The organism is Alistipes onderdonkii (genome assembly GCF_025145285.1).
GTDB classification, from domain to species: Bacteria; Bacteroidota; Bacteroidia; order Bacteroidales; family Rikenellaceae; genus Alistipes; species Alistipes onderdonkii.
Map to the genome: position 1 here is coordinate 271,234 of NZ_CP102251.1, position 20,445 is coordinate 291,678.

Consider the following 20,445-nt stretch of genomic DNA (forward strand, 5'->3'; position numbering starts at 1 on the left):
ACTTGGATTCTCTATCCCAAATTCTTCATAGTCACTGAATCCATTCCAACAATGAGGCGTCACTAATAGTTCGGTTACCTGCTTTTTTTACGAAAGTTACCCGGGAGCACCGGGTAACTTTTTTTTATTATCTTTACGGCATGAAAATAACCCGCAAGCAAACCGTCGGAGAAAACCTGCTCTACGTGATGGTGTGGGCAGCCATCATCCTGGTGCCGGTGCTCAATTCGCAGATGATGTCGGAACTGCACATCAGTTTCGAGAACGTGCTCATCGCATGGCGGCAGATAGCCCCCTACTTCATCATCTTCATCATCCATAACTCCGTCCTCGCCCCGCGGCTCATGCTGCGCCGCAAGTACAAGACCTACCTGCTCTGCGACCTGGCGCTCATCATAGCCGTATTCTGGCTGGTAGACGTTTACGAAGAGCACCTCACCGACCATTTCCTCCCCCACGGCGACCCCGAGGCGTTCGACGCCTACCGGAAAGCCTCGTTCTCGAACCTGGAGATGTATTGGAACGTCGTGCTGGGATTCTTTATGACGGGGGCCAACACGGGTATCAAGCTCATTTACCAGTCGATGCGCGACGAGCAGCAGATGGAAGAACTCAAACGCCAGAACCTGGAAGCCGAAATGGACTATCTGAAATACCAGATAAATCCCCATTTCTTCATGAACACGCTCAACAACATCCACGCCCTGATAGACATCGACACCGAATATGCCAAAAATGCCGTGATCGAGCTGTCGAAGATGATGCGCTATGTGCTCTATGAATCGGGGCGCGAGATCATCTCCCTGAACAGGGACATCCAGTTCGTACAGAATTACATCGGGCTGATGCGCATCCGCTACACCGACGCCGTGGACATTCGCGTGGAATACCCGCACGACCTGTCGCCCCAGGTTTCCATCCCGCCGCTGTTGCTGATCGTATTCGTGGAAAACGCCTTCAAGCACGGCGTGAGTTACAGCAAACCGTCGTTCATCCACATGCGGATCGACTACGCCGACGGCAAGGTCGTCAGCACCATCAGCAACAGCCTCCACACCCCGCAGGCGGAGAAGCACAATGCCGGGATCGGGCTGGAGAACGTCCGAAAACGCCTCTCGCTGATCTACGGCCCGAAAAACTATTCGCTCGACATCGGGGAAACCAATGAGACCTATACCGTAAAACTCGTAATACCTACCCTCCATGCTTAAATGTATCGCCATAGACGATGAGCCGCTGGCCCTGCGCCAGCTGAAAGGCTACATCGAGAAAATCCCGTACCTGGAACTCGCCGCTACGTGCAACAACGCGCTCGAAGCCCAGCAGTTTCTGGCCGCGCAGCATGTAGACCTGATATTCGTCGACATCAACATGCCCGACCTGAGCGGCGTGGAATTCGTCCGCTCGCTGGTCGACAGGCCGATGGTGATTTTCACGACGGCCTACTCGGAATATGCCGTCGAAGGGTTCAAGCTCGACGCCGTGGATTACCTGCTCAAACCCTTCAGTTTTGCCGACTTCAGCCGCTCGGCGGGGAAAGCCAATTCGCTCTACGAACTGCGCCACAACCAGCGTGCGGGAGTACCCGAGGCTACCCCCGAAGCCCTGCCCAAAGACAAGGAATACATCTCCGTGAAAGCGGATTACAAGGTTTCGCTGGTCAAGATCAGTGACATCGTGTACCTGGAAAGCGAAGGGGAGTACGTGCGGATGCACCTTGCCGACGGCACGACGATCACCACGCTTTTCCGGCTCAAGAACATGGAGGCGGCACTCCCGTCGGATATGTTCATGCGCGTGCACCGTTCCTACATCGTCAACCTGCGTTGCATCAAAGGCTATGTCCGCGGCCGCGTGTTCCTGAGCGATACGGAATACGTCCCCATCGGTGAAAACTACAAGGAGAGTTTCCAGCACTACATCGAATCGAATTTCAAGAATTTATAGGGCCGAGAAATCGGGGAATCCCGACAACTGGACGTATTTGCCGTCGCGGTACTCGCAGCAGTAGTGCCGCAGGCCGTTGGTCAGGATCACGAACCGCGCCCCCAGCACCGAATTGTAACGCACGGCCTGCGCCAGGGTACGCTCGTCGATCCGGATTTCCGGTGCCTTGCATTCGGCCAGCACCAGCGGCTCGGCACGGTCGCCGACCACCACGACGTCGGCCCGCTGCGGCTGCCCGTTGACCGGCACGGCATACTCCTGTACGACGCGCTTGGGCAGCACCCCGCAGTGCGAAACGAGGTAAGCGATCAGGTGGCGCCGCACCCACTCCTCGGGAGTCAGTACGAGGTAAATACCCCGCAGGTCATCCCACACCTCGACCTGTTCCTCGCGGCGGCGGGCACGCAGCCGGATGGCAGGAAAATTGAGTTTGGGAAGCGCAGGCATCTAAGTTCCGGAAAATTTACTATCTTTACGTGCACAAATATACGAACATTTTCGATATGCCGGGCCGCAAGGGCAACTCGTTTGGCCGGGCGTGAGGGAATGTTCACAAAAAACAACCCTATGAGGAGTATTCTTTCGATCATAGCACTTTTTTCGTGCTGCACGCTGGCGGCACAGGAGTATATTCCGACCTGCGGCCGCGAACCGATGCGCGGCGAATTGCTCGTCTACCCCACCGCCCGGGAAGCTGCGGAGGCCGACGGCAGCGACAACAAATATTTCACGCGCCTGACCGAATGGACGCAAAAGGGCAACAGTTTCACGACGGATTTCACCGTACCGTTCGCCTGGGCCAACCGGCAGGTGCTGCTCCGGATCGGATGGGCGTCGGCCGACTACGAGATCCGCATAAACGGCGGGACGGTAGCCTACAACAGCGACTGCAATGCCCCGGCCGAATTCAACCTCACGCGCCATGCCAAAGAGGGGCGTAACACACTGGAGGTCATTCTCAGTTCCCCGTCGAAGGTCGCAAGGCTCGAAAGCTGGAAAAATGATGCCGCACCGGCCATCGGAGAGGCATGGGTCATGAGCCAGCCGACATTGCGCGTACGCGACATACTCACCAAGACATGGCGCAGCACCGAAGAGGGGGACAACGTCATGGCCGAAGTCGGACTGGTCGTCAAGAGCGAAGCCCTCAACCCGCGCACGTCGCGCGTCCACTACGAATTGCTATCCCCCGCCGGTAAAACCTCGGCAACAGGATACAAGGACATCAAACTCAACATGCGCGGCGAGGACACCCTGCGGTTCCTGGCACGTATTCCGGACAGCCTGCTCTGGAGCCCGGAAAAGACCACACGCTTCACCTTGCGGGTCAAGACCCAGCACGAAGGCCGCTACATGGAATATATCGAAGTCCCGCTGGGGTTCCGCACCGTAGAGGTGCAAAACGGACAGCTGGCGGTGAACGGCACACCCGTCACGCTCCGCACGCGCGAGGTTCCCGCCCATGCCTCGGCAGACGAAATCGCAGCTTTACGCGGGCAAGGGTACAACACGCTTAAACTCCTCCCGGGCCCGGTGTCCCCGACGCTGTATGGCACCTGCGACACACTGGGAATGTACGTGATCGTACAGGCGCCGATCGACACCCGCAGCAGCGGTGAATCGCGGCGGATCGGTGGCAATCCGTCGAACGCCCCGGAATGGCAGGGGGCATATGCCGAACGTACGGCGGACAGCTACCATGCCTCGAAACGGCATCCGTCGGTAATCGCCTTTTCGCTGGCCACGCAATCGTCCAACGGCATCAACCTCTACGAAAGTTACCTGGACATGAAGAAGTCCGGCGACTCGCGGCCGTTCATCTATCCCGATGCTGCGGGGGAATGGAACAGCGACAAACTGGACATGCAATAAACCCAAAGTGGCTCTACGATAACGTGAAAAGCTTTTATTGCAAAAAAATCCCGATTTTTTTCAGGATTTTTTTTGCAATAATAAAAAATATCACTAATTTTGCACTCGCAATCCCAAAGGATTGATGCCTCTTTAGCTCAGTTGGTAGAGCACGACACTCTTAATGTTGGGGTCCAGGGTTCGAGCCCCTGAGGGGGTACAAAGCAAAAGACTGATAATCAATGATTATCGGTCTTTTGCTTTGCAGGGCCAGATGCCGGTGCGGCATCTCGGATACGCATGGCCCCCGATGGGCGATTCCGGCTACTGCTCGCCCCGGGAGTCAGAGCTGTCGGAACCTTTGCGGCCTGCCTTTTTCAGGGGAAGCCGCGGGAAAAGTTTTCTGAACCGCACGAGGTAAACCGCTACCCGATTTCCCGCGACGATCAGGCTCACGGCAATAATAATCAACAGGATGCCGCAACATATCCTCAGCGTGAGGGTCTCCCCGAAGATCATCACCCCGAAGAAGACGGCCGTGACAGGTTCCAAGGCACCGAGGATTGCCGTCGGTGTCGAACCGATGTACTGGATGGCGCTGGTTGTACACAAAAACGAGATCGCCGTCGGGAAAACGGCCAGTGCAAGCAGGTTCCCCCACAGGTACCATTTATCGGGCACATGGACTGCCATGCCGAAATCCAGCCGGACAACGTAAAGCAGCAACCCGAAAAGCAGGACGTAGAACGTCACCTTGAGCGTCGCAACGGATTTCAGCACCGGACGGTTCACGCCGACGATATAAATTGCATAGGACAAAGCCGAAACCATCACCAGAACCGTCCCCGTGATATTGAGTGTCGAACCGTCACTGCCTTTGAACAACAGCCCGATACCGGCCAATGCCAGCAAGATGCACAATGCAGTCTGCGGGGAGAGCTTCTCCCGGAAGCCGAAGGCCATGATCAACGCTACGAAAATAGGATATACGAACAGCAGCGTCGAGGCGATGCCGGCATCCATGTAATTGTAGCTCAGGAACAAGGACAGGGACGAAAGGGCGACCAGCAATCCCAGGAGAACCAGCGGCACGATCTCACGGCGGTGCAGCCTGAAATCCCGGCCGCGGGCCTTGAGCATGATGCCCAACAGCGGGATGGCGAAAAGGTAGCGGAAAAACAATACCGAATCGGGATCCATCCCCGCCTTGTAGAGCGGGAGGGCAAAGAGCGGGTTCATGCCGTAAGTAGCTGCGGCGACAGCACCCAGAAGGTAACCTTTGGCTTTCGTATTCATAGGTCGGATTTTGCGGCAAAAATAGCATTTATTTCGTCTATAGATGCTGGCCGGGCAAAATTATCATGCGATTGTCGCCCGGGAGCGCACACATCCCGCACCGGCACGCCCATTCCTGCCGGGGAAGCCCGCCGAACATTGCCGCCCGCCCGATGCGGAAACGATCCTACCGGGGCAAGGCAGCCGGCACGACTTCCCTGCGGATCAAAGCCGCACGGACGAAATACTCGGGGATGCAAGCCTCGTCGAGCAGCCATTTGGGTGTGGCCGATTCGTCTTTCTTCCCCGACCAGTCGTTGTAAAACAGCCCGGCGGCATCCCGTGCGTTCCGGCGCGCCCAATCCATCCAGCGGATGAATATATCCACGTATTTCGGATCGCCGTCGAGGTCGTAGAGAGCCTGGTAACCCCGCAACAACACCAGATAGAACCATGGCAAATCACGGTTCGCGGCCGCGCCGTCCTCCGTCTCCGGCAAATAGAATTTCCGGGCTCCTTCGGCCAGCCGGCGGGCATTATCCAGATAAACCCGATCGCCGGTATATCCATACAACGCGACGGCACCCTGCAACAGCAACCCCGTATTATAGGAATAGACCGCCTTGTCCAGACGCGCTTCGGGCTGCGTGAGCCAGGAATTCCAGACGATATCCAGTTCCGGATCGTGCAGGTAGGCCTCCATCCAGTCGTAGAAATGGCGCCCGGCTGTCAGGTAATAGGGGTCTCCCGTCGCCCCGTACAGGTTGAGCGCCAGCAGCATCGCCTTACCGTTGGCGCACCCCGGCTTCTGGTTCTCTACCCCTTCGAGCCACGACACGGCGCCGTCGTGGTCGGGGCGCCAGCCGCTCAGGATGAAGGTCATCACCTGCTTGGCTTTTTCCAGGTGCGCGGGATTGCGGGTCACGCCGTAGGCCGCGACGTAGGCCAGTCCGACCAGCCCGTTGTCGTCGTAATAACGGTCGACCTTGCCCATCCTGACAGGATAGGCCTGATACCCGGCGGGCATGCGCCCGTCGTCGTAATACTGCTCGACAGCAATCACCATCGAATCGACATAGCAGCCGTATTTCACCGGATCGACTTCGGCCAGCGCGACCGCCGAGGTGAACACCCCGTCCATGGGCCACAGGAAGGAAACCTCCTGCGTGCTTTTCGCCCCGTCGTCGAAATAGTTTACATCGGGACGGTAGCTATTGGGGTAATATTCCGAAAACAGGCCGTATTCCGGCACCCGGTACATGTCCCACACCTTGCGGAACATCTCTTCGGCAAACGCATAATGCTCCCCCGTTGCGGGGGTCGCTGCCTCCTGACGGCATCCCGACAGGCAACACGCAGCACCGAAGAATGCGGCAAAAAATACATTTTTCATCTTATCGTTACATTTGAATCAGTCCCTGCCGGAACAACCTCCTCAGAATTCGAGCCGCACGACGACCGGGAAATGATCCGACGGCGTCCGCGCCTCATAGCTGTGCAACGACACCTCCTTGGGGAATGCTCCGGACTTGATCTCCTCGTCGCTGCGGGTGGTCTGCGAACGGTAGGTGTCCGTCAGCACCCCGTAATCGTGCACACGCACCGAAGGCGACACGAAAATATGGTCGATACGGCTGTCGGTTTTCAGCGTGGGGTTGAAATTGTTGAACGTCCCGTTCGGGGCATAGCGCCTGGCCGCGGTTTGATACGAATCGGCCAGTATCCCCGAGGTGGTGAAGGTCGTATAGATGGGGTTGTTCTGGTCGACGTTGAAATCGCCCGTGAGGATCACGAACTCCCTGGGGCCGCACATTTCGCGGATCTTCGCAACGACCAGTTTGGCGCTCTCCTCCCGTGCCCGGACACCGACATGATCCATATGCAGGTTGAAGAACCAGAAACGGCGCCTGGTCTGCCTGTCCAGGAAATGCCCCCATGTGCAGATGCGGGGCAGCGCGGCGTCCCATCCCTTGTTGGGACGGTCGGTGACTTCCGAGAGCCAGAAATGGCCTTCGTCCAGCAACCGGAAACGCTCCTTTTTATAGAATATGGGGGAATATTCGCCTTTGGCCTTGCCGTCATCGCGCCCCACGCCGATATAGGCATAGCCGGGAAGCTGCGCCAGCATATCGTGCAACTGCCCGTCGAGCACCTCCTGGCTGCCGAAAATATCGAACCCCTGGAATTCGATCAGCCCGCATACCCAGGGGCAGCGGCGTTCCCAGCCGTTGCCGCGTTCGGCGTCGCCCTTATTGGCGTTACGGATATTGTAGGTGGCCACGGTCAGCTCCTGCGCAACGGCAGGGAGCATCAGCACGGCGAACAGGGCAAGGGTCAGCAATCTTTTCATAGTAATGTTTTCGGGTTAACGGAACTGGTTATTTCGGGATACAAAGATATAAAAACGGAACTGAAATTCCTCAGTCCGGATCGGGGGTATGGCAATCCGGCAGGGACAGGATACCATCGACCCGGCAGCCACCCTCCCCGAGCCGGGGGAGGGCGATTCCGGAATACGGCGCCCGGCTGCCGCGCGGCAAACTCACACCGAATTTCCCGAGGCCGGGCACTACCGTGCCGTAAAGGTAATAAAAACACCTGGAAAACAGCAAGGTTAACAGCCGGAAAAACAGCCGGCAGGCACAAAGGCCCGGATATTCGCGCCCGCAACATAAAAAATCGCACCTGACATGCATACTTTCAGGCCGCAGGCCGCATCGTTCGGTTATTTTTACTATCTTTGCTGAGCTAAATACCGGTACCGAATGCAACCAGTGAACCGAACCTCCGCCCCCCAGGGGCAGCCCGTCAGCACGGGCCTGTCCGCAACCGGATTCCGGGAGCCGGGGTTCCTCAGCCGGGCGCAACGCAGGATCGGGAAGGGGCTCGCGCCGCAGCAACAACGCGCACCGCACGGCCGATCCCTGCGCAGACAAAATGCTGAAACCAACAAATAAATAGCAACCATGTACAGATACGACAACCGGGTGGTCATCACTCTCGATGCCGGAGGTACGAACCTCGTGTTCGGAGCCATGCAGGCCAACAAATTCATCGTCGAACCTATCACCAAGCCGTCGAACGCGGACAACCTCGACAAATGCCTCGCTACGATGGTCGAAGGATTCCAGGCAGTCATCGACCAGCTGGAAGAGAAACCCGTCGCCATCAGCTTCGCATTCCCGGGCCCGGCCGATTATCCCAACGGCATCATCGGCGGTTACCTGCCCAATTTCCCCTCGTTCCGCGAAGGCGTGGCGCTGGGGCCTTTCCTCGAATACAAATTCGGCATCCCGGTGTTCATCAACAACGACGGCGACCTGTTCGCCTACGGCGAGGCATTGGGCGGCGCCCTTCCCGAAGTAAACGCCAAGCTCGAAGCCCTGGGCTGCCCGAAACGCTACAAGAACCTGGTGGGCTACACCTTCGGTACAGGCCTCGGCGTCGGCATCGTAGTGAACAACCAACTCAACCGCGGAGACAACTCGTGCGTCGAAACCTTCTGCCTGAAGCACAAGAAGATGCCGGATATCATCGTCGAGGACGGCGCTGCCATCCGCGCCGTGAAACGTGTCTACGGAGAACTGACGGGCAATCCTAACCACGGGCTCGAGCCGAAGGAGCTCTGCGACATTGCGGACGGCAAACGCGAAGGCGATGCCGAGGCCGCCCGCAAGGCCTTCGCCGAAATGGGCGAGATCGCCGGCGATGCGATGGCAACGACCATCACGCTCATCGACGGGCTGATCGTCATCGGCGGCGGAATCACGGGTGCCCGCAAATGGATCATGCCCAGCCTGCTGAAAGAGCTGCGCGGCAAGATGCACACCATCACGGGCGAGGAACTGAACCGCGTGCAGATGAAGGTCTACGACCTGGACAACGAGGACGAGTTCAAGGAGTTCGCCAAGGGCGACCAGCGTGCGCTGAAGGTTTACGGCACGGATCGTTACGTGGCATACGACCCCCAGAAACGCATCGGAGTCATGATCTCGAAACTCGGGGCGAGCAATGCCATCTCGGTGGGCGCCTATGCATTTGCCCTGGGCCAGCTCGACGCACAGAAACAACAGTAATAATTCAGTGCCGCAGTTATGAAAAAGATCGTATTATATGTCCACACGCCCTGTTACTCACAGCGGCGGGGGCGCTGTCATACATCTATTTCGCAAACGACGGCAAAACCGATACGCTCATTCAGATCACGTTCTGGCTGGTAGTGGTATCCTCTGCCCTGGGAATAATCAATTATCGGCAGACAGTTAAATAAACGAGAAAAAAATATGTATAAATTCCAACCCATCCTCAAATCGACAATCTGGGGCGGCGAGAAGATCGTCCCCTACAAACACATCGCCTCCGACCAGAAGCAGGTCGGCGAAAGCTGGGAGCTTTCGGGCGTCAAGGGCAGCGAATCGGTCGTAGCGGGAGGCCCCGAGGCGGGCACCACCCTGCCCGGGCTGATCGCACGCCACGGCGCGGCATTGCTCGGCAAGGCCAATGCAGAACGCTTCGGACAGGAGTTCCCGCTGCTGATCAAATTCATCGACGCACGTCAGGATCTCTCGATCCAGGTGCACCCGAACGACGCACTGGCATGGGAGCGCCACAAATCGAAAGGCAAGACCGAGATGTGGTACGTCGTGGACGCCGACGAAGGCGCACGCCTGCGCTCGGGATTCGCCAAGCAGGTGACGCCCGCCCAGTACGAAGCCAGCGTCGAGGACAACACCATCACCGACCTGCTCGCCGAATATGAAATCCACCCCGGCGACCTCTTTTTCCTGCCGGCCGGACGCGTCCACAGCATCGGGGCCGGGGCGTTTATCGCCGAGATACAGCAGACCTCGGACATCACCTACCGCATCTACGATTTCAACCGCAAGGATGCCAACGGCAACACCCGCGAGCTGCACACCGAACTGGCGAAGGACGCCATCGACTACACCGTACGGCCCGATTACCGGACGCATTACCAGAAGGCGCAGGATCGTGAAGTGGAACTGGTGTCGTGCCCTTATTTCACCACCTCGCTCTACGACCTGACCGAAGCGCTGACCATCGACTATTCGGCTTTGGATTCGTTCGTCGTCGTGATCTGTGTCGAAGGCAAGGGAACGATCTGCGACGACTCGGGCAACGAAATGCCGATCCACCAGGGGGAGACCGTGCTGCTCCCCGCCACGGTGAAATCGCTCCGCGCGGTTCCGGGCGGGAGCCTGAAAATGCTGACCAGCTATATCAAATAAACGGGCAACTCCCGTCGTCGAAAAATCCCCGGCAACTAATTATTGCCGGGGATTTTATTTTCGACCAAGCGACATGTCGGTAAATTCAATAACGAACAAAACATCTGATCGTAAAAATACTTACCAAAACCATCGTCAAAAGAAAAAAGTTTTATTTTTACGCGATTCCGTTGCAGGACTGCGTTCTTTTTAGTACCTTTGGGGTGTGCAACCGTTATAGCGCGGAAAACGCAGAAAACCGTACGCCATGAAGGAGAATTTAAGAGAGATCGCATCGAATTTCGCCTTGGAAGGCCCCATCGCGGCCATCGACTCACTGGGCGAAGGATTCATCAACGACACATTCATCGTCCGCACCGAAGCAGATGCCCCCGACTACATCCTCCAACGCAAGAACAAGGCCGTTTTCCCCGACGTGCCGGCCATGATGGACAACATCCGCCGGGTCACGGAACACATCCGCCGCGGCGTCATTGCGGCCGGAGGCGACCCGCGGCGCGAGGTGATGACCGTCGTCCCGGCAAAGGACGGGCACCTGTACCACGTCGACGCGGAAGGCGAATACTGGGCCGCGACGGTCTTCATCGACGACACGGTTGCCTACAACAAGGCCGACTCCCCGGAACTGGCCCGCAAAGGCGGCGAAGGCATCGGGAAATTCCAGTCCCAGCTGGACGATTTCACCGAACCGCTGGCGGAGACGATCAAAGGGTTCCATAACATCCGCCACCGTTTCGGACAATGGGACGCCGCCCTGGCCCGCGATGCCGCAGGGCGCAAAATGCACCTCGCGGGGGAGATCGGCTGGATCGAGTCGCGGCGCGCCGAGATGCTCTCTTTCTGGTCGAAGGTCGAGGACGGTACGATCCCTACCCGCGTGACGCACAACGACACGAAGATCAACAACATCCTGTTCGACAAACAGGGCGAGGTGCTCTGCGCCATCGACCTCGACACGGTGATGGCCTCCACGTCGCTCAACGATTTCGGCGATGCGATCCGCTCTTATGCCAATACGGGCGACGAGGACGACCGCGACCTGTCGCGCGTCGGCATTTCGCTCGAAATGTTCAGCGCCTACACCGACGGATACCTCTCGCAGCGTGCGGCGCAGCTCACCGACACGGAAATCGACCACCTGGCCTTTTCGGCGCGGTACATCACGTTCGAACAGGTTTTGCGCTTCCTGATGGACTACATCGACGGCGACACCTATTACAAGATAAAATACCCCGACCACAACCTCGTACGCACCCACGCCCAGTACCGCCTGCTGCAAAGCATGGAGGAACACTACGGCCAAATGTGCCGCATCGTGGCCGGGATCGCGGAGCACTACCGCAACGCATAAACCTGCAAAGACGATGCAGCAAGAGGGGGAAAGGATCATGGAGATACGGAAAATAACAGGCATCGTCCCGGCCGACAAACGGGCCGTCGAGACCGCTTTCGGCAGCATCGAACCGCAGCCGGTGGCTTGCTGCAACTGGCCGGAGCAATATCCCTACACACCCGAGGTTTCGTTCCGCATGTTCCACACGGGCGCCTATCTGATGCTGCGCTTCGACGTCAGGGAACAATGGACGATGGCCCGCGTCACGGAGGACAACGGGGAAGTTTGGACTGATTCGTGCGTGGAGTTCTTCATCGCCCCCGACGACAGCGGCTACTACTACAATTTCGAATGCACCTGCATCGGGCGTCTGCTCGTGGGGTTCCGCAGAGAGCGCGAACACGCCACACATGCCACGCCCCGGGTCATGGAAAGCATCCTGCGCAACCCGAGCCTCGGGTCGCGTCCCTTCCCCGAACACGAAGGCGACAACCGCTGGTCGGTGGTGCTGGCCATCCCGCCGCAGGCGTTGTTCATGCACTCGCTGACGGACTGGAGCGGACTGAAAGCGAAGGTGAACCTCTACAAATGCGGGGACAAACTCTCGCAGCCCCATTTCCTGTCATGGAAGCCGATCTCGGCCCCGAAGCCCGACTTCCACCTGCCGGAATTTTTCGAACAAATTAAATTTTCAAAGATATGAACAACAAATATTCACTTCCCAAAGACGGGGGCCTGATCGAAGTATCGGCTCCGCGCGACATCATCCACCGTTACGAAAAGATCCACACGACGGTTTATGAAAACGAATACCTGGGCGTGCAGTACGTCGCCGACACCATCGTGAAGGCAATCCGTACATATAACGAAATCCACTGTTCGAACGAGGTTTACGAGGAGTCGCAGCCGTTCGTGCTGGGGCTCACGACCGGGCGCACCCCGCTCGGGCTGTACCGCGAACTGGTCAAACGCCACGAGGAGGGGATCGTCAGCTTCCGCAACGTGGCGGTATTCAGCCTCGACGAGTTCTACCCGATCCGCTCGACCGAACAGCAGAGCCGCAATTTCCGCATCCACGAGGATTTCCTCAACCATATCGACATCCTGCCCGAAAACATTCACATCCCCGACGGCACGGTACCCGAAGCCAGGATTTCCGAATACTGCGCATCGTACGACCACTCGGTGCGCAAGATCGACCTGATGATCATCGGCGTCGGCGAGGACGGGCAGATCGGCTTCAACGAACCGGGATCGTATGCCAAATCGCGCACACGGCTGGTTCAGCTGACCCACAACACGCGCAAAATCCAGTCCGGGGCGTTCTTCGGCCTGGAAAACACGCCGAAGATGGCCATCACGATGGGTATCGACACGATCATGCGCGCCGAGAAGATCATCCTGATGGCGTGGGGCGAGGAGAAAGCCAAGATCGTCCAGAAGGTCGTCGAAGGCGAAGTCACCAGCCAGGTGCCTGCCTCGAACCTGCAGATGCACCCCAATATCGAGGTGGTGATCGACGAAAATGCCGCGCAGATGCTTACGCGCGAGCAGACACCGTGGCTGGTAGGCCCCTGCAAATGGACGCCCAAGTTCACCCGCAAGGCCGTGGTATGGCTGTGCGGCGTGGTACAGAAGCCGATCCTCAAACTCACCTACAAGGATTATATCGAAAACTCGCTGGGCGAGCTGCTCGAACAGGGACGCGCCTACGACCAGATCAACATCGACGTGTTCAACGACCTGCAGCACACCATCACGGGCTGGCCGGGCGGCAAGCCCAACGCCGACGATTCGACACGCCCCGTACCGTCGGAACCGTTCCCCAAGCGCGTGGTGGTATTCTCGCCCCACCCCGACGACGACGTCATCTCGATGGGCGGTACCTTTATCCGCCTCGTGCAGCAGGGACACGACGTACACGTAGCCTACGAAACTTCGGGCAACGTGGCCGTACACGACGACGTCGTGCTGCAGAACATCGACACGGCCCGCGAACTGGGCTTCGGAGACCACTACGCCGAGGTCGAGAAGATCATCGCCGGCAAGAAGAAGGGCGAACCCGAACCGCGTCCGCTGCTCGACCTCAAGGGTGCCATCCGCCGCGCCGAGGCACGCGCCGCCGTCCGCTCGTTCGGCCTGAACCCCGACACGAACGCCCACTTCCTCAACCTGCCGTTCTACGAAACGGGCGGTATCAAGAAGGGACAGCTTACGGAGAAGGACATCGACATCATCGTCAAGCTGCTGCGCGAGGTGAAACCCCACCAGATTTATGCCGCAGGCGACCTGGCCGATCCGCACGGGACACACCGCACGGCCATGGAGGCCGTACTCGGCGCCCTGGACGTAGTCAGGGACGACGAATGGCTCAAGGAGTGCCACCTGTGGCTCTACCGCGGTGCATGGATGGAATGGGATCTGGGCATGGTCGACATGGCGGTGCCGCTGTCGCCCGACGAGCTGATCATGAAGCGCCACGCCATCTACCGCCACCTCTCGCAGAAGGACATCATGCCCTTCCCGGGCAGCGACCCGCGCGAGTTCTGGCAGCGCGCCGAAGAGCGTACGCAGAACACGGCGCAGCTTTACGACAAGCTCGGCATGGCCGAATACCAGGCGATCGAGGTGTTCGTCAAGATGTTCTGACGCCCCGTCCGAATGAAGAATGAACAGACAAACCGATAAACCGAAAAATTTATGCGACTCATTATCGAAGACACACAAGAAAATGCCGGCCGTTGGGCGGCGCATTACATCGTCGGGCAGATCAATAAGAAGCAGGCTGCCGGAGGCACATTCGTGCTGGGCCTGCCGACGGGTTCGACCCCGCTGACGACGTACAAGGAGCTGATCGCCCTGAACAAAGCCGGGAAGGTATCGTTCAAGGATGTCGTCACGTTCAACATGGACGAATACGTCGGGCTCCCGGAAGAGCATCCCGAAAGCTACCATTCGTTCATGTGGAACACCTTTTTCAACCACGTGGACATCACCCCGGCCAATGTCAACATCCTCAACGGCAACGCCCCCGACCTGCAGAAGGAGTGCGACGAATACGAGGAGAAGATCCGCCGCGCAGGGGGCATCGACCTCTTCCTGGGCGGTGTCGGCGAAGACGGCCATCTGGCCTTCAACGAGCCGTTCTCGTCGCTCAACTCGCGCACCCGCGTCAAGACGCTGACCTACGACACGCTGGTCGTGAACTCGCGCTTCTTCGACAACGACGTGAACAAGGTGCCCAAGCAGGCCATGTCGGTAGGCGTAGCCACCGTGCTCGATGCGAAACAGGTATTGATCCTCGCCCTCGGGCATAAGAAAGCCCGTGCCCTGCAGCAGTGTGTGGAAGGCCCTTACTCGCACGTCTGCACGATCTCGGCCATGCAGGTACACCCCCACGGGATCGTCGTATGCGACGAACCCGCGACCGCGGAACTGAAGGTCGGCACCTATCGTTATTTCAAGGACATCGAAAAAGATAACCTGATCTGAATCCGGACTGACTCTGAATAACGAATCCCCGCGGGCATCGGCCTGCGGGGATTTTTTTCGGTTCCCGACGGCGGCCCCGGCCTGCTGCTGCTATTGCGCCGGACGTCCCCCGGCAACCGCCCGGCCGACAAGCACCCGGACAGCAAGCACCGATCCGGTAACAGCCCACCGAGCAACAGTTCCGGCCGGCAACTGCCCGGCCGACAAACACCCGGTCAGCACACACCCGTCCGGCAACTGCCCCGGCCGAAATCAGACAGCGGCGAAGCTGCAAAAAATTCCCCGCACGGCAGGCAGGCCGTGCGGGGAATTGCCAGAGCCATACTAATCTCCAAATAGCCGGGCCCGAATTACATGGCATCGGGTTTCAGCAACCCGATCTCGTCGATACAGAAGTAGGTCGGATCAGCCTGATAGTCGCAAACCGCCTTGAATACCAGCTTGTCCACCGCACCGAACGACGACAGGTCGACTTTGCGCCATCCGCTCAGCTTCGATTTCCCGGCGACGAGCGTTTCCGTGATGCTCCCCTTTTCCACACCGCCGAGCGACCCCGTGATTTTCACCTGAAAACTGTCGGTATCCGCCCCCGTGAAATAATTGTATACCCAGGTCGAATTGGCGATGTATAGGTGGGCGACGATGCGCGGTTCCACCAGGTCGATGGTCGGATAGCCCGACTCACTCAGGTATTCGGGATACATTTCCGTCGGCGAGTTGGAATCGTAAAATACGGCATAGGTTTCCGTTGCGTTGGCTCCGCCTTCCGCCCACACGGAGAACTGCTGCTTGCTGGAGGGAGCGGCCGCATTCCGGTCGGGCATTTGCGAAAGCCCGATACCGCCCCACCCGTCGTATAGCGATGAATAATAGGCGTTGAAAATGAGATTCTGGTCGGCAGTGGAAAAGAGCATGCCGTCGAAATCCGCCTCCACAGCGTATTGCTTCGCACAAAAAGCGTTCGCATAGGTATAATCCCCCATTCCCATCAGGGACATCGTAACGGGGCCGAGCTTCACGTCGTTGCCGGTCATGGCGTCGAGCAGATGTTCGGAGGCCTCGAACGATACGACTTCGCCGTCAAACGGTTTCTCACGCGGGCCGTCGTCGTCCGAGCAAGCTACAAAGGCAAATGCAGCCGCAATAATCCAAAAAATATTTTTCATCTCAAAATAGTTATTCGGTATAAGCGAAATCATCAATACAGAAATAAGTCGGCGCCATCACATCATCGCACTCAACAGAGAAAACAATTTTGGTCACGGCTCCCAATTTATCCAGCCCTACGGTCTTCCAATCAGCTACGACCTTGTTGTCCGATGCCAACGGCACCTCAATCGTCCCCGTTTCGGTTTCACCGTTGAAACCGATAATCGCAACACTGAAGTCGCTGTATTTAGTAGCGGTGAGGTAAAGATATGTCCACGTATTATTGGCAATACGAAGCGACACGGGAGTAACAACCGTCGAAAACTCGATGGCCGGGTTAAACGTATAGCCCGGGCCCATACCTTTCATATCGTATGCAACGGCGAACTTGTTCTGGCCGTCATCAGCCGTCGTATAAACGCTGAACTGGTTATCCGTCCCGAAAGTCGTTTTGTCATGACAGGCAGACATCGCGAATTTGCACCACGTGTCCCAGACACCGCCGAAATCCGAGAAATACGAGAGGAACGAAGCACTTCCTTCTTTGTAAATCACGCCTTCGAACTCCAACGAGCCGTCTACATCCGTTGCCAGAGTTTTACCCCACAGGTATCCGTCGGAACCAAGTTCCACCTCACTGAAAGATATTGTTTCGAGCTGGGGGGGGGTCGGCATCTTATCGTCGTCCGAGCAGGCGGCAAAAGCAAAAGCGGCAAAGGCCAACAGTAAAAGTTTTTTCATCTTTCGTTTGTTTTATGTGCATAAAATAAAAAAATCCGGTTCCGAACTCCCGGAATCGAATCCCCCATTTCATGCAACCGGACGCGCACCTATAAATAAAGCCGCCCTCCTGCAACAAACGCCGACACTGCCGTGTCTCCGTCCGAAGCGCTCCGTTCTCCGCAGAGCTTGCCCGAAAATAAGGATCCTCCCACCGGGAGATGCAAGGCAGGTCTTCTGGCTCGTTCCAGCCGCAACGCCTTCCCAGTCCAAAGACCAGTGGCTAAAAGAGTGTTGCGGCAATCGACGGAACATACAGCAGCGGGAACTGCTGCCGAATTACACGGCATTCCCATTTAATCACACGGGGCCTTGCCCGGCCCTTTGTGAACCATTGCGGTGCAAAGTTAAAAAATAAATTCTTATCTTTGCCGACGCTAACAAAAATTCAGCAAAAATATGAAGCACGCATACGTATTTCCCGGACAGGGTGCACAGGCGGTCGGTATGGGCAAAGACCTTTACGACAACGTCCCCGAAGCAAAGGAGCTTTTCGAAAAAGCCAATGATATCCTCGGTTTCCGTATCACGGACATCATGTTCGCCGGTACGGACGACGAGCTCAAGCAAACCAAAGTGACGCAGCCCGCCGTATTCCTTCACTCGGTAATCATGGCCAAGGCGCGCGGCGTGAAACCCGACGCTGCCGCAGGACACTCGCTGGGTGAGTTCTCGGCCCTGGTCGTGGCCGGTGCCCTCTCGTTCGAAGACGGCCTGAAGCTCGTCTCGAAGCGTGCCATGGCGATGCAGGCCGCCTGCGAGGCACAGCCCGGTACGATGGCCGCCATCCTCGGCCTGGAAGACCACGTAGTCGAAGAAATCTGCGCATCGGTCGACGGCATCGTCGTAGCGGCCAATTACAACTGCCCCGGCCAGCTCGTGATCTCGGGTGCCGTGGAAGCCGTCGACGCAGCCTGCGAAAAAGCCAAGGCCGCCGGTGCGCGCCGCGCCCTGCGCCTGCCCGTAGGCGGCGCATTCCACTCGCCGCTGATGGAGCCTGCCAAGCAGGAACTGGAAAAGGCGATCAGCGAGGCTCCGTTCCAGACGCCCGTATGCCCGATCTACCAGAATGTCGACGCGAAGCCCTACACGGATCCCGCACAGATCAAGGCCAACCTGATCGCACAGCTGACCGCCCCGGTACGCTGGACATACATCGTAAAGAACATGCTTGCCGACGGTGTGACGGAATTCACCGAGCTCGGCCCCGGCACCGTATTGCAGGGCCTTATCAGGAAGGTAAACCCCGAAGCCGTCGTAGAATCGAAATCGGCGTTATAGTCTAAAAAGTCTCAAAACAAAAAGGAACGGACTGATTTTCAGTCCGTTCCTTTTATTATAATGTGTTTTGAAACAAAATTTATTAAATTTTATTAATAACATGTTGCATTTTTTAAATATACTTATTATATTTGCAAAGGTTTAGTTAAAAATGAGACAGGACGGATGACATCACTCACCGAATTTTTCAACAAACACGAAGACGATGCCCTGAAGGGTATTTCGCACAAGAACAGTATCATCAAGCGCAACATCATCGCCTACATGGCGGTGAACGGCGAATGTACGCTCTCGGAACTGACCAAAGAGCTGCATATCAGTGTCCCTACCATTACCAAGCTGGTACAGGAACTGGTCGATGAGAACATCGTAACGGATCTGGGCAAGGTGGAAACCCCGGGCGGACGCAGGCCGAACATATTCGGCCTGGCCAATTCGGCGATCTATTTCGCAGGTGTCAACGTCGGGCGCGACAACATGACATTCCTGATCACCGACCTGCAGAACAACATCATCAAGGAAGAGTACGACTACACCTTCGAGTTGCAGGATCGCCCGCAGTGTTTCGAACGCATCTGTTCCAACATAGAGAACTTCATCGCCACATGCGGCATCGACCGGGGCAAAATCCTCGGGCTGGGAGTCTGCATGACGGGACGCGTGAATCCCGACACGGGCCGCAGCTACAAGTATTTCACCTCCAGCGAACAGTCGCTGCGCGAAGTGCTCGAAGAGCGCGTCGGGCTGCGCGTGCTGCTCGAAAACGACACCCGCGCCCGCTGCTATGCGGAATACACGTGCGGCAAGTCGAAGGACGAGAGCAACGTGCTCTACCTGCACATGGGGCGCGGCGTGGCAATCGGAATCGTCGTGGACGGGCAGCTCTACTACGGGAAAAGCGGGTTCGCCGGTGAGTTCGGACACATCCCGTTTTTCGACAACGAGATCATCTGCTCGTGCGGCAAGAAAGGCTGCCTCGAAACCGAGGTTTCGGGTATCGCCATCGAGGACAAGATGTGCCACCTGATCGAGAAGGGCGTCAATACGATCCTCAAGGAGAAGTACGACCAGCAGAAGAGCATCCATATCGACGACATCATCGCCGCGGCGAAGAACGACGACAACCTCTCGATCGAGCTGATCGAGGAGGCCGGCGAAAAAGTCGGCAAGGCCGTGGCCTTCCTTATCAACACGTTCAATCCCGAGACGGTCATCGTCGGCGGCAACATGGCCGCCGCAGGCGACTACATCATGCTGCCCCTCAAGTCGGCGACCAACAAATACTCGCTCAACCTCGTATACAAGGACACCAAATTCCGCGTATCGAAGATGACCGAGAACGCGAACGCATGGGGTGTGGCAATGCTCATCCGCAACAAGATCATCGGCATCTGATGAACCTCGAAGGCCGGACAACACGGCTTCGCGCCCTCGAACCGGGAGATATCGAACTGATGTACGCCTGGGAAAACGACACGGAGATATGGGGCGTCAGCGGTACGCTGGCGCCTTTTTCCCGCCATACGTTGGAACGGTTCATCGAAGGGCAGCAGTTCGACATTTTCCAAACCCGCCAGCAGCGGCTTATCATCGAAACCCCGGAAGGCCTCCCCGTCGGGGCGCTCGACCTGTTCGACCTGGATCCGGTGAATCTCCGTGCGGGCGTCGGCATCCTGATCCACGATACGGCACAACGGGGCAAAGGCTATGCCGCCGATGCGGTGGAGACCGTATGCAGCTATGCCCGCGACATGCTGCACCTGCATCAGTTATGGTGCAGCGTCGAAGCCGGAAATGCGGCGAGCCTCGCACTTTTCCGCCATGCCGGATTCTCCGAAACGGGGATCAGGAAAGAGTGGCTGCGGCTTGCCGACGGATTCCACGACGAGGTTTTCCTGCAAAAAATATTATGACCTGCACCGGTTAGCACAACGCCACAAAACTAATCCGCCGCCGATAAGCCCAAACAGCTCCGGGAGGAAGGGGCCTCCGGGAGAAAGCTTCGAGAGAGGGCTTCGGGATGGCGCTTCGAAGCCATTCCCCGGCAGCCGATATGCCCAATGCGCACTTTTCTAACCCAAGACACGG

General features: G+C 57.5%; 18 protein-coding genes, 1 tRNA gene and 1 riboswitch. Of the genes, 13 read left to right on the plus strand and 6 right to left on the minus strand.

Features of this window, described 5'->3' with window-relative positions; translation table 11 throughout:
• The first annotated feature begins 140 nt into the window (after positions 1-140).
• Together NQ559_RS01190 and NQ559_RS01195 are read left to right on the plus strand one after the other, a co-directional pair.
• Positions 141-1,211: a sensor histidine kinase gene (locus NQ559_RS01190; protein WP_018695321.1), complete on the plus strand. Its 1,071-nt coding sequence runs from the start codon at positions 141-143 to the stop codon at positions 1,209-1,211.
• Positions 1,204-1,947, plus strand: a complete 744-nt coding sequence (locus NQ559_RS01195) for a LytR/AlgR family response regulator transcription factor (protein WP_018695320.1) — start codon at positions 1,204-1,206, stop codon at positions 1,945-1,947. Before NQ559_RS01190 ends, NQ559_RS01195 begins: the two co-directional genes overlap by 8 nt.
• Here NQ559_RS01195 and NQ559_RS01200 read toward each other — a convergent pair.
• Positions 1,942-2,394 (minus strand): type I restriction enzyme HsdR N-terminal domain-containing protein, encoded by a 453-nt coding sequence (locus tag NQ559_RS01200; RefSeq protein ID WP_018695319.1) that lies wholly within the window; start codon positions 2,392-2,394, stop codon positions 1,942-1,944. The two genes, NQ559_RS01195 and NQ559_RS01200, sit on opposite strands and share 6 nt — an antisense overlap.
• A gap of 120 nt (positions 2,395-2,514) precedes the next feature.
• Between NQ559_RS01200 and NQ559_RS01205 the strand changes: the two genes are divergently transcribed.
• Both NQ559_RS01205 and NQ559_RS01210 read left to right on the plus strand, forming a co-directional pair.
• A complete protein-coding gene (locus NQ559_RS01205; RefSeq protein WP_018695318.1) occupies positions 2,515-3,819 on the plus strand; it encodes a glycoside hydrolase family 2 TIM barrel-domain containing protein in 1,305 nt (434 codons plus the stop codon).
• Between the two features lie 126 nt (positions 3,820-3,945).
• Positions 3,946-4,018: transfer RNA gene (locus NQ559_RS01210), tRNA-Lys, on the plus strand.
• Positions 4,019-4,122: 104 nt separating this feature from the next.
• Here the strand turns inward: NQ559_RS01210 and NQ559_RS01215 are convergent.
• The 3 genes from NQ559_RS01215 to NQ559_RS01225 form a co-directional block, all read right to left on the minus strand.
• A complete protein-coding gene (locus NQ559_RS01215; RefSeq protein ID WP_018695317.1) occupies positions 4,123-5,094 on the minus strand; it encodes a DMT family transporter in 972 nt (323 codons plus the stop codon).
• 166 nt (positions 5,095-5,260) lie between these two features.
• Positions 5,261-6,466, minus strand: coding sequence for a glycoside hydrolase family 76 protein (locus NQ559_RS01220; RefSeq protein ID WP_018695316.1), 1,206 nt, complete (start codon positions 6,464-6,466; stop codon positions 5,261-5,263).
• 42 nt (positions 6,467-6,508) lie between these two features.
• Positions 6,509-7,423 (minus strand): endonuclease/exonuclease/phosphatase family protein, encoded by a 915-nt coding sequence (locus NQ559_RS01225; RefSeq protein WP_018695315.1) that lies wholly within the window; start codon positions 7,421-7,423, stop codon positions 6,509-6,511.
• A 616-nt stretch (positions 7,424-8,039) separates the two neighbouring features.
• On the opposite strand from NQ559_RS01225, the gene NQ559_RS01230 reads away from it, so the two are divergent.
• The 6 genes from NQ559_RS01230 (at position 8,040) to nagB (ending at position 15,147) form a co-directional block, all read left to right on the plus strand.
• A complete protein-coding gene (locus tag NQ559_RS01230; RefSeq protein WP_018695313.1) occupies positions 8,040-9,149 on the plus strand; it encodes an ROK family protein in 1,110 nt (369 codons plus the stop codon).
• 207 nt (positions 9,150-9,356) lie between these two features.
• Entirely contained in the window at positions 9,357-10,322 is a 966-nt protein-coding gene (locus NQ559_RS01235) for a type I phosphomannose isomerase catalytic subunit (RefSeq protein WP_018695312.1), read from the plus strand.
• A 247-nt stretch (positions 10,323-10,569) separates the two neighbouring features.
• Positions 10,570-11,673 carry a phosphotransferase enzyme family protein gene (locus NQ559_RS01240; RefSeq protein ID WP_018695311.1) on the plus strand — a complete coding sequence of 368 codons (1,104 nt, stop codon included), beginning with the start codon at positions 10,570-10,572 and terminating at the stop codon, positions 11,671-11,673.
• A gap of 13 nt (positions 11,674-11,686) precedes the next feature.
• Positions 11,687-12,358: a carbohydrate-binding family 9-like protein gene (locus tag NQ559_RS01245; RefSeq protein ID WP_018695310.1), complete on the plus strand. Its 672-nt coding sequence runs from the start codon at positions 11,687-11,689 to the stop codon at positions 12,356-12,358.
• Entirely contained in the window at positions 12,355-14,304 is a 1,950-nt protein-coding gene (locus NQ559_RS01250; protein WP_018695309.1) for a 6-phosphogluconolactonase, read from the plus strand. Before NQ559_RS01245 ends, NQ559_RS01250 begins: the two co-directional genes overlap by 4 nt.
• Positions 14,305-14,355: 51 nt before the next feature.
• Complete coding sequence (gene nagB, locus NQ559_RS01255) at positions 14,356-15,147, plus strand: glucosamine-6-phosphate deaminase (protein WP_018695308.1); 792 nt, start codon at positions 14,356-14,358, stop codon at positions 15,145-15,147.
• 350 nt (positions 15,148-15,497) lie between these two features.
• On the opposite strand, the gene NQ559_RS01260 is transcribed toward nagB, so the two are convergent.
• Positions 15,498-16,313: a DUF4465 domain-containing protein gene (locus NQ559_RS01260; RefSeq protein ID WP_018695307.1), complete on the minus strand. Its 816-nt coding sequence runs from the start codon at positions 16,311-16,313 to the stop codon at positions 15,498-15,500.
• 10 nt (positions 16,314-16,323) lie between these two features.
• Entirely contained in the window at positions 16,324-17,037 is a 714-nt protein-coding gene (locus NQ559_RS01265) for a DUF4465 domain-containing protein (RefSeq protein WP_026318263.1), read from the minus strand.
• A 189-nt stretch (positions 17,038-17,226) separates the two neighbouring features.
• Positions 17,227-17,427: riboswitch (cobalamin riboswitch) on the minus strand.
• Positions 17,428-17,475: 48 nt separating this feature from the next.
• On the opposite strand from NQ559_RS01265, the gene fabD reads away from it, so the two are divergent.
• The 3 genes from fabD to NQ559_RS01280 all read left to right on the plus strand — a co-directional run bounded on the left by fabD (position 17,476) and on the right by NQ559_RS01280 (position 20,270).
• The gene (gene fabD, locus NQ559_RS01270; RefSeq protein WP_018695305.1) at positions 17,476-18,357 is read left to right on the plus strand and encodes an ACP S-malonyltransferase; all 882 of its coding nucleotides are present in this window, start codon (positions 17,476-17,478) and stop codon (positions 18,355-18,357) included.
• 165 nt (positions 18,358-18,522) lie between these two features.
• Complete coding sequence (locus NQ559_RS01275) at positions 18,523-19,752, plus strand: ROK family transcriptional regulator (protein ID WP_018695304.1); 1,230 nt, start codon at positions 18,523-18,525, stop codon at positions 19,750-19,752.
• Positions 19,752-20,270: a GNAT family N-acetyltransferase gene (locus tag NQ559_RS01280; RefSeq protein WP_018695303.1), complete on the plus strand. Its 519-nt coding sequence runs from the start codon at positions 19,752-19,754 to the stop codon at positions 20,268-20,270. The genes NQ559_RS01275 and NQ559_RS01280 overlap by 1 nt, the downstream gene beginning before the upstream one ends.
• Positions 20,271-20,445: the final 175 nt, after the last annotated feature.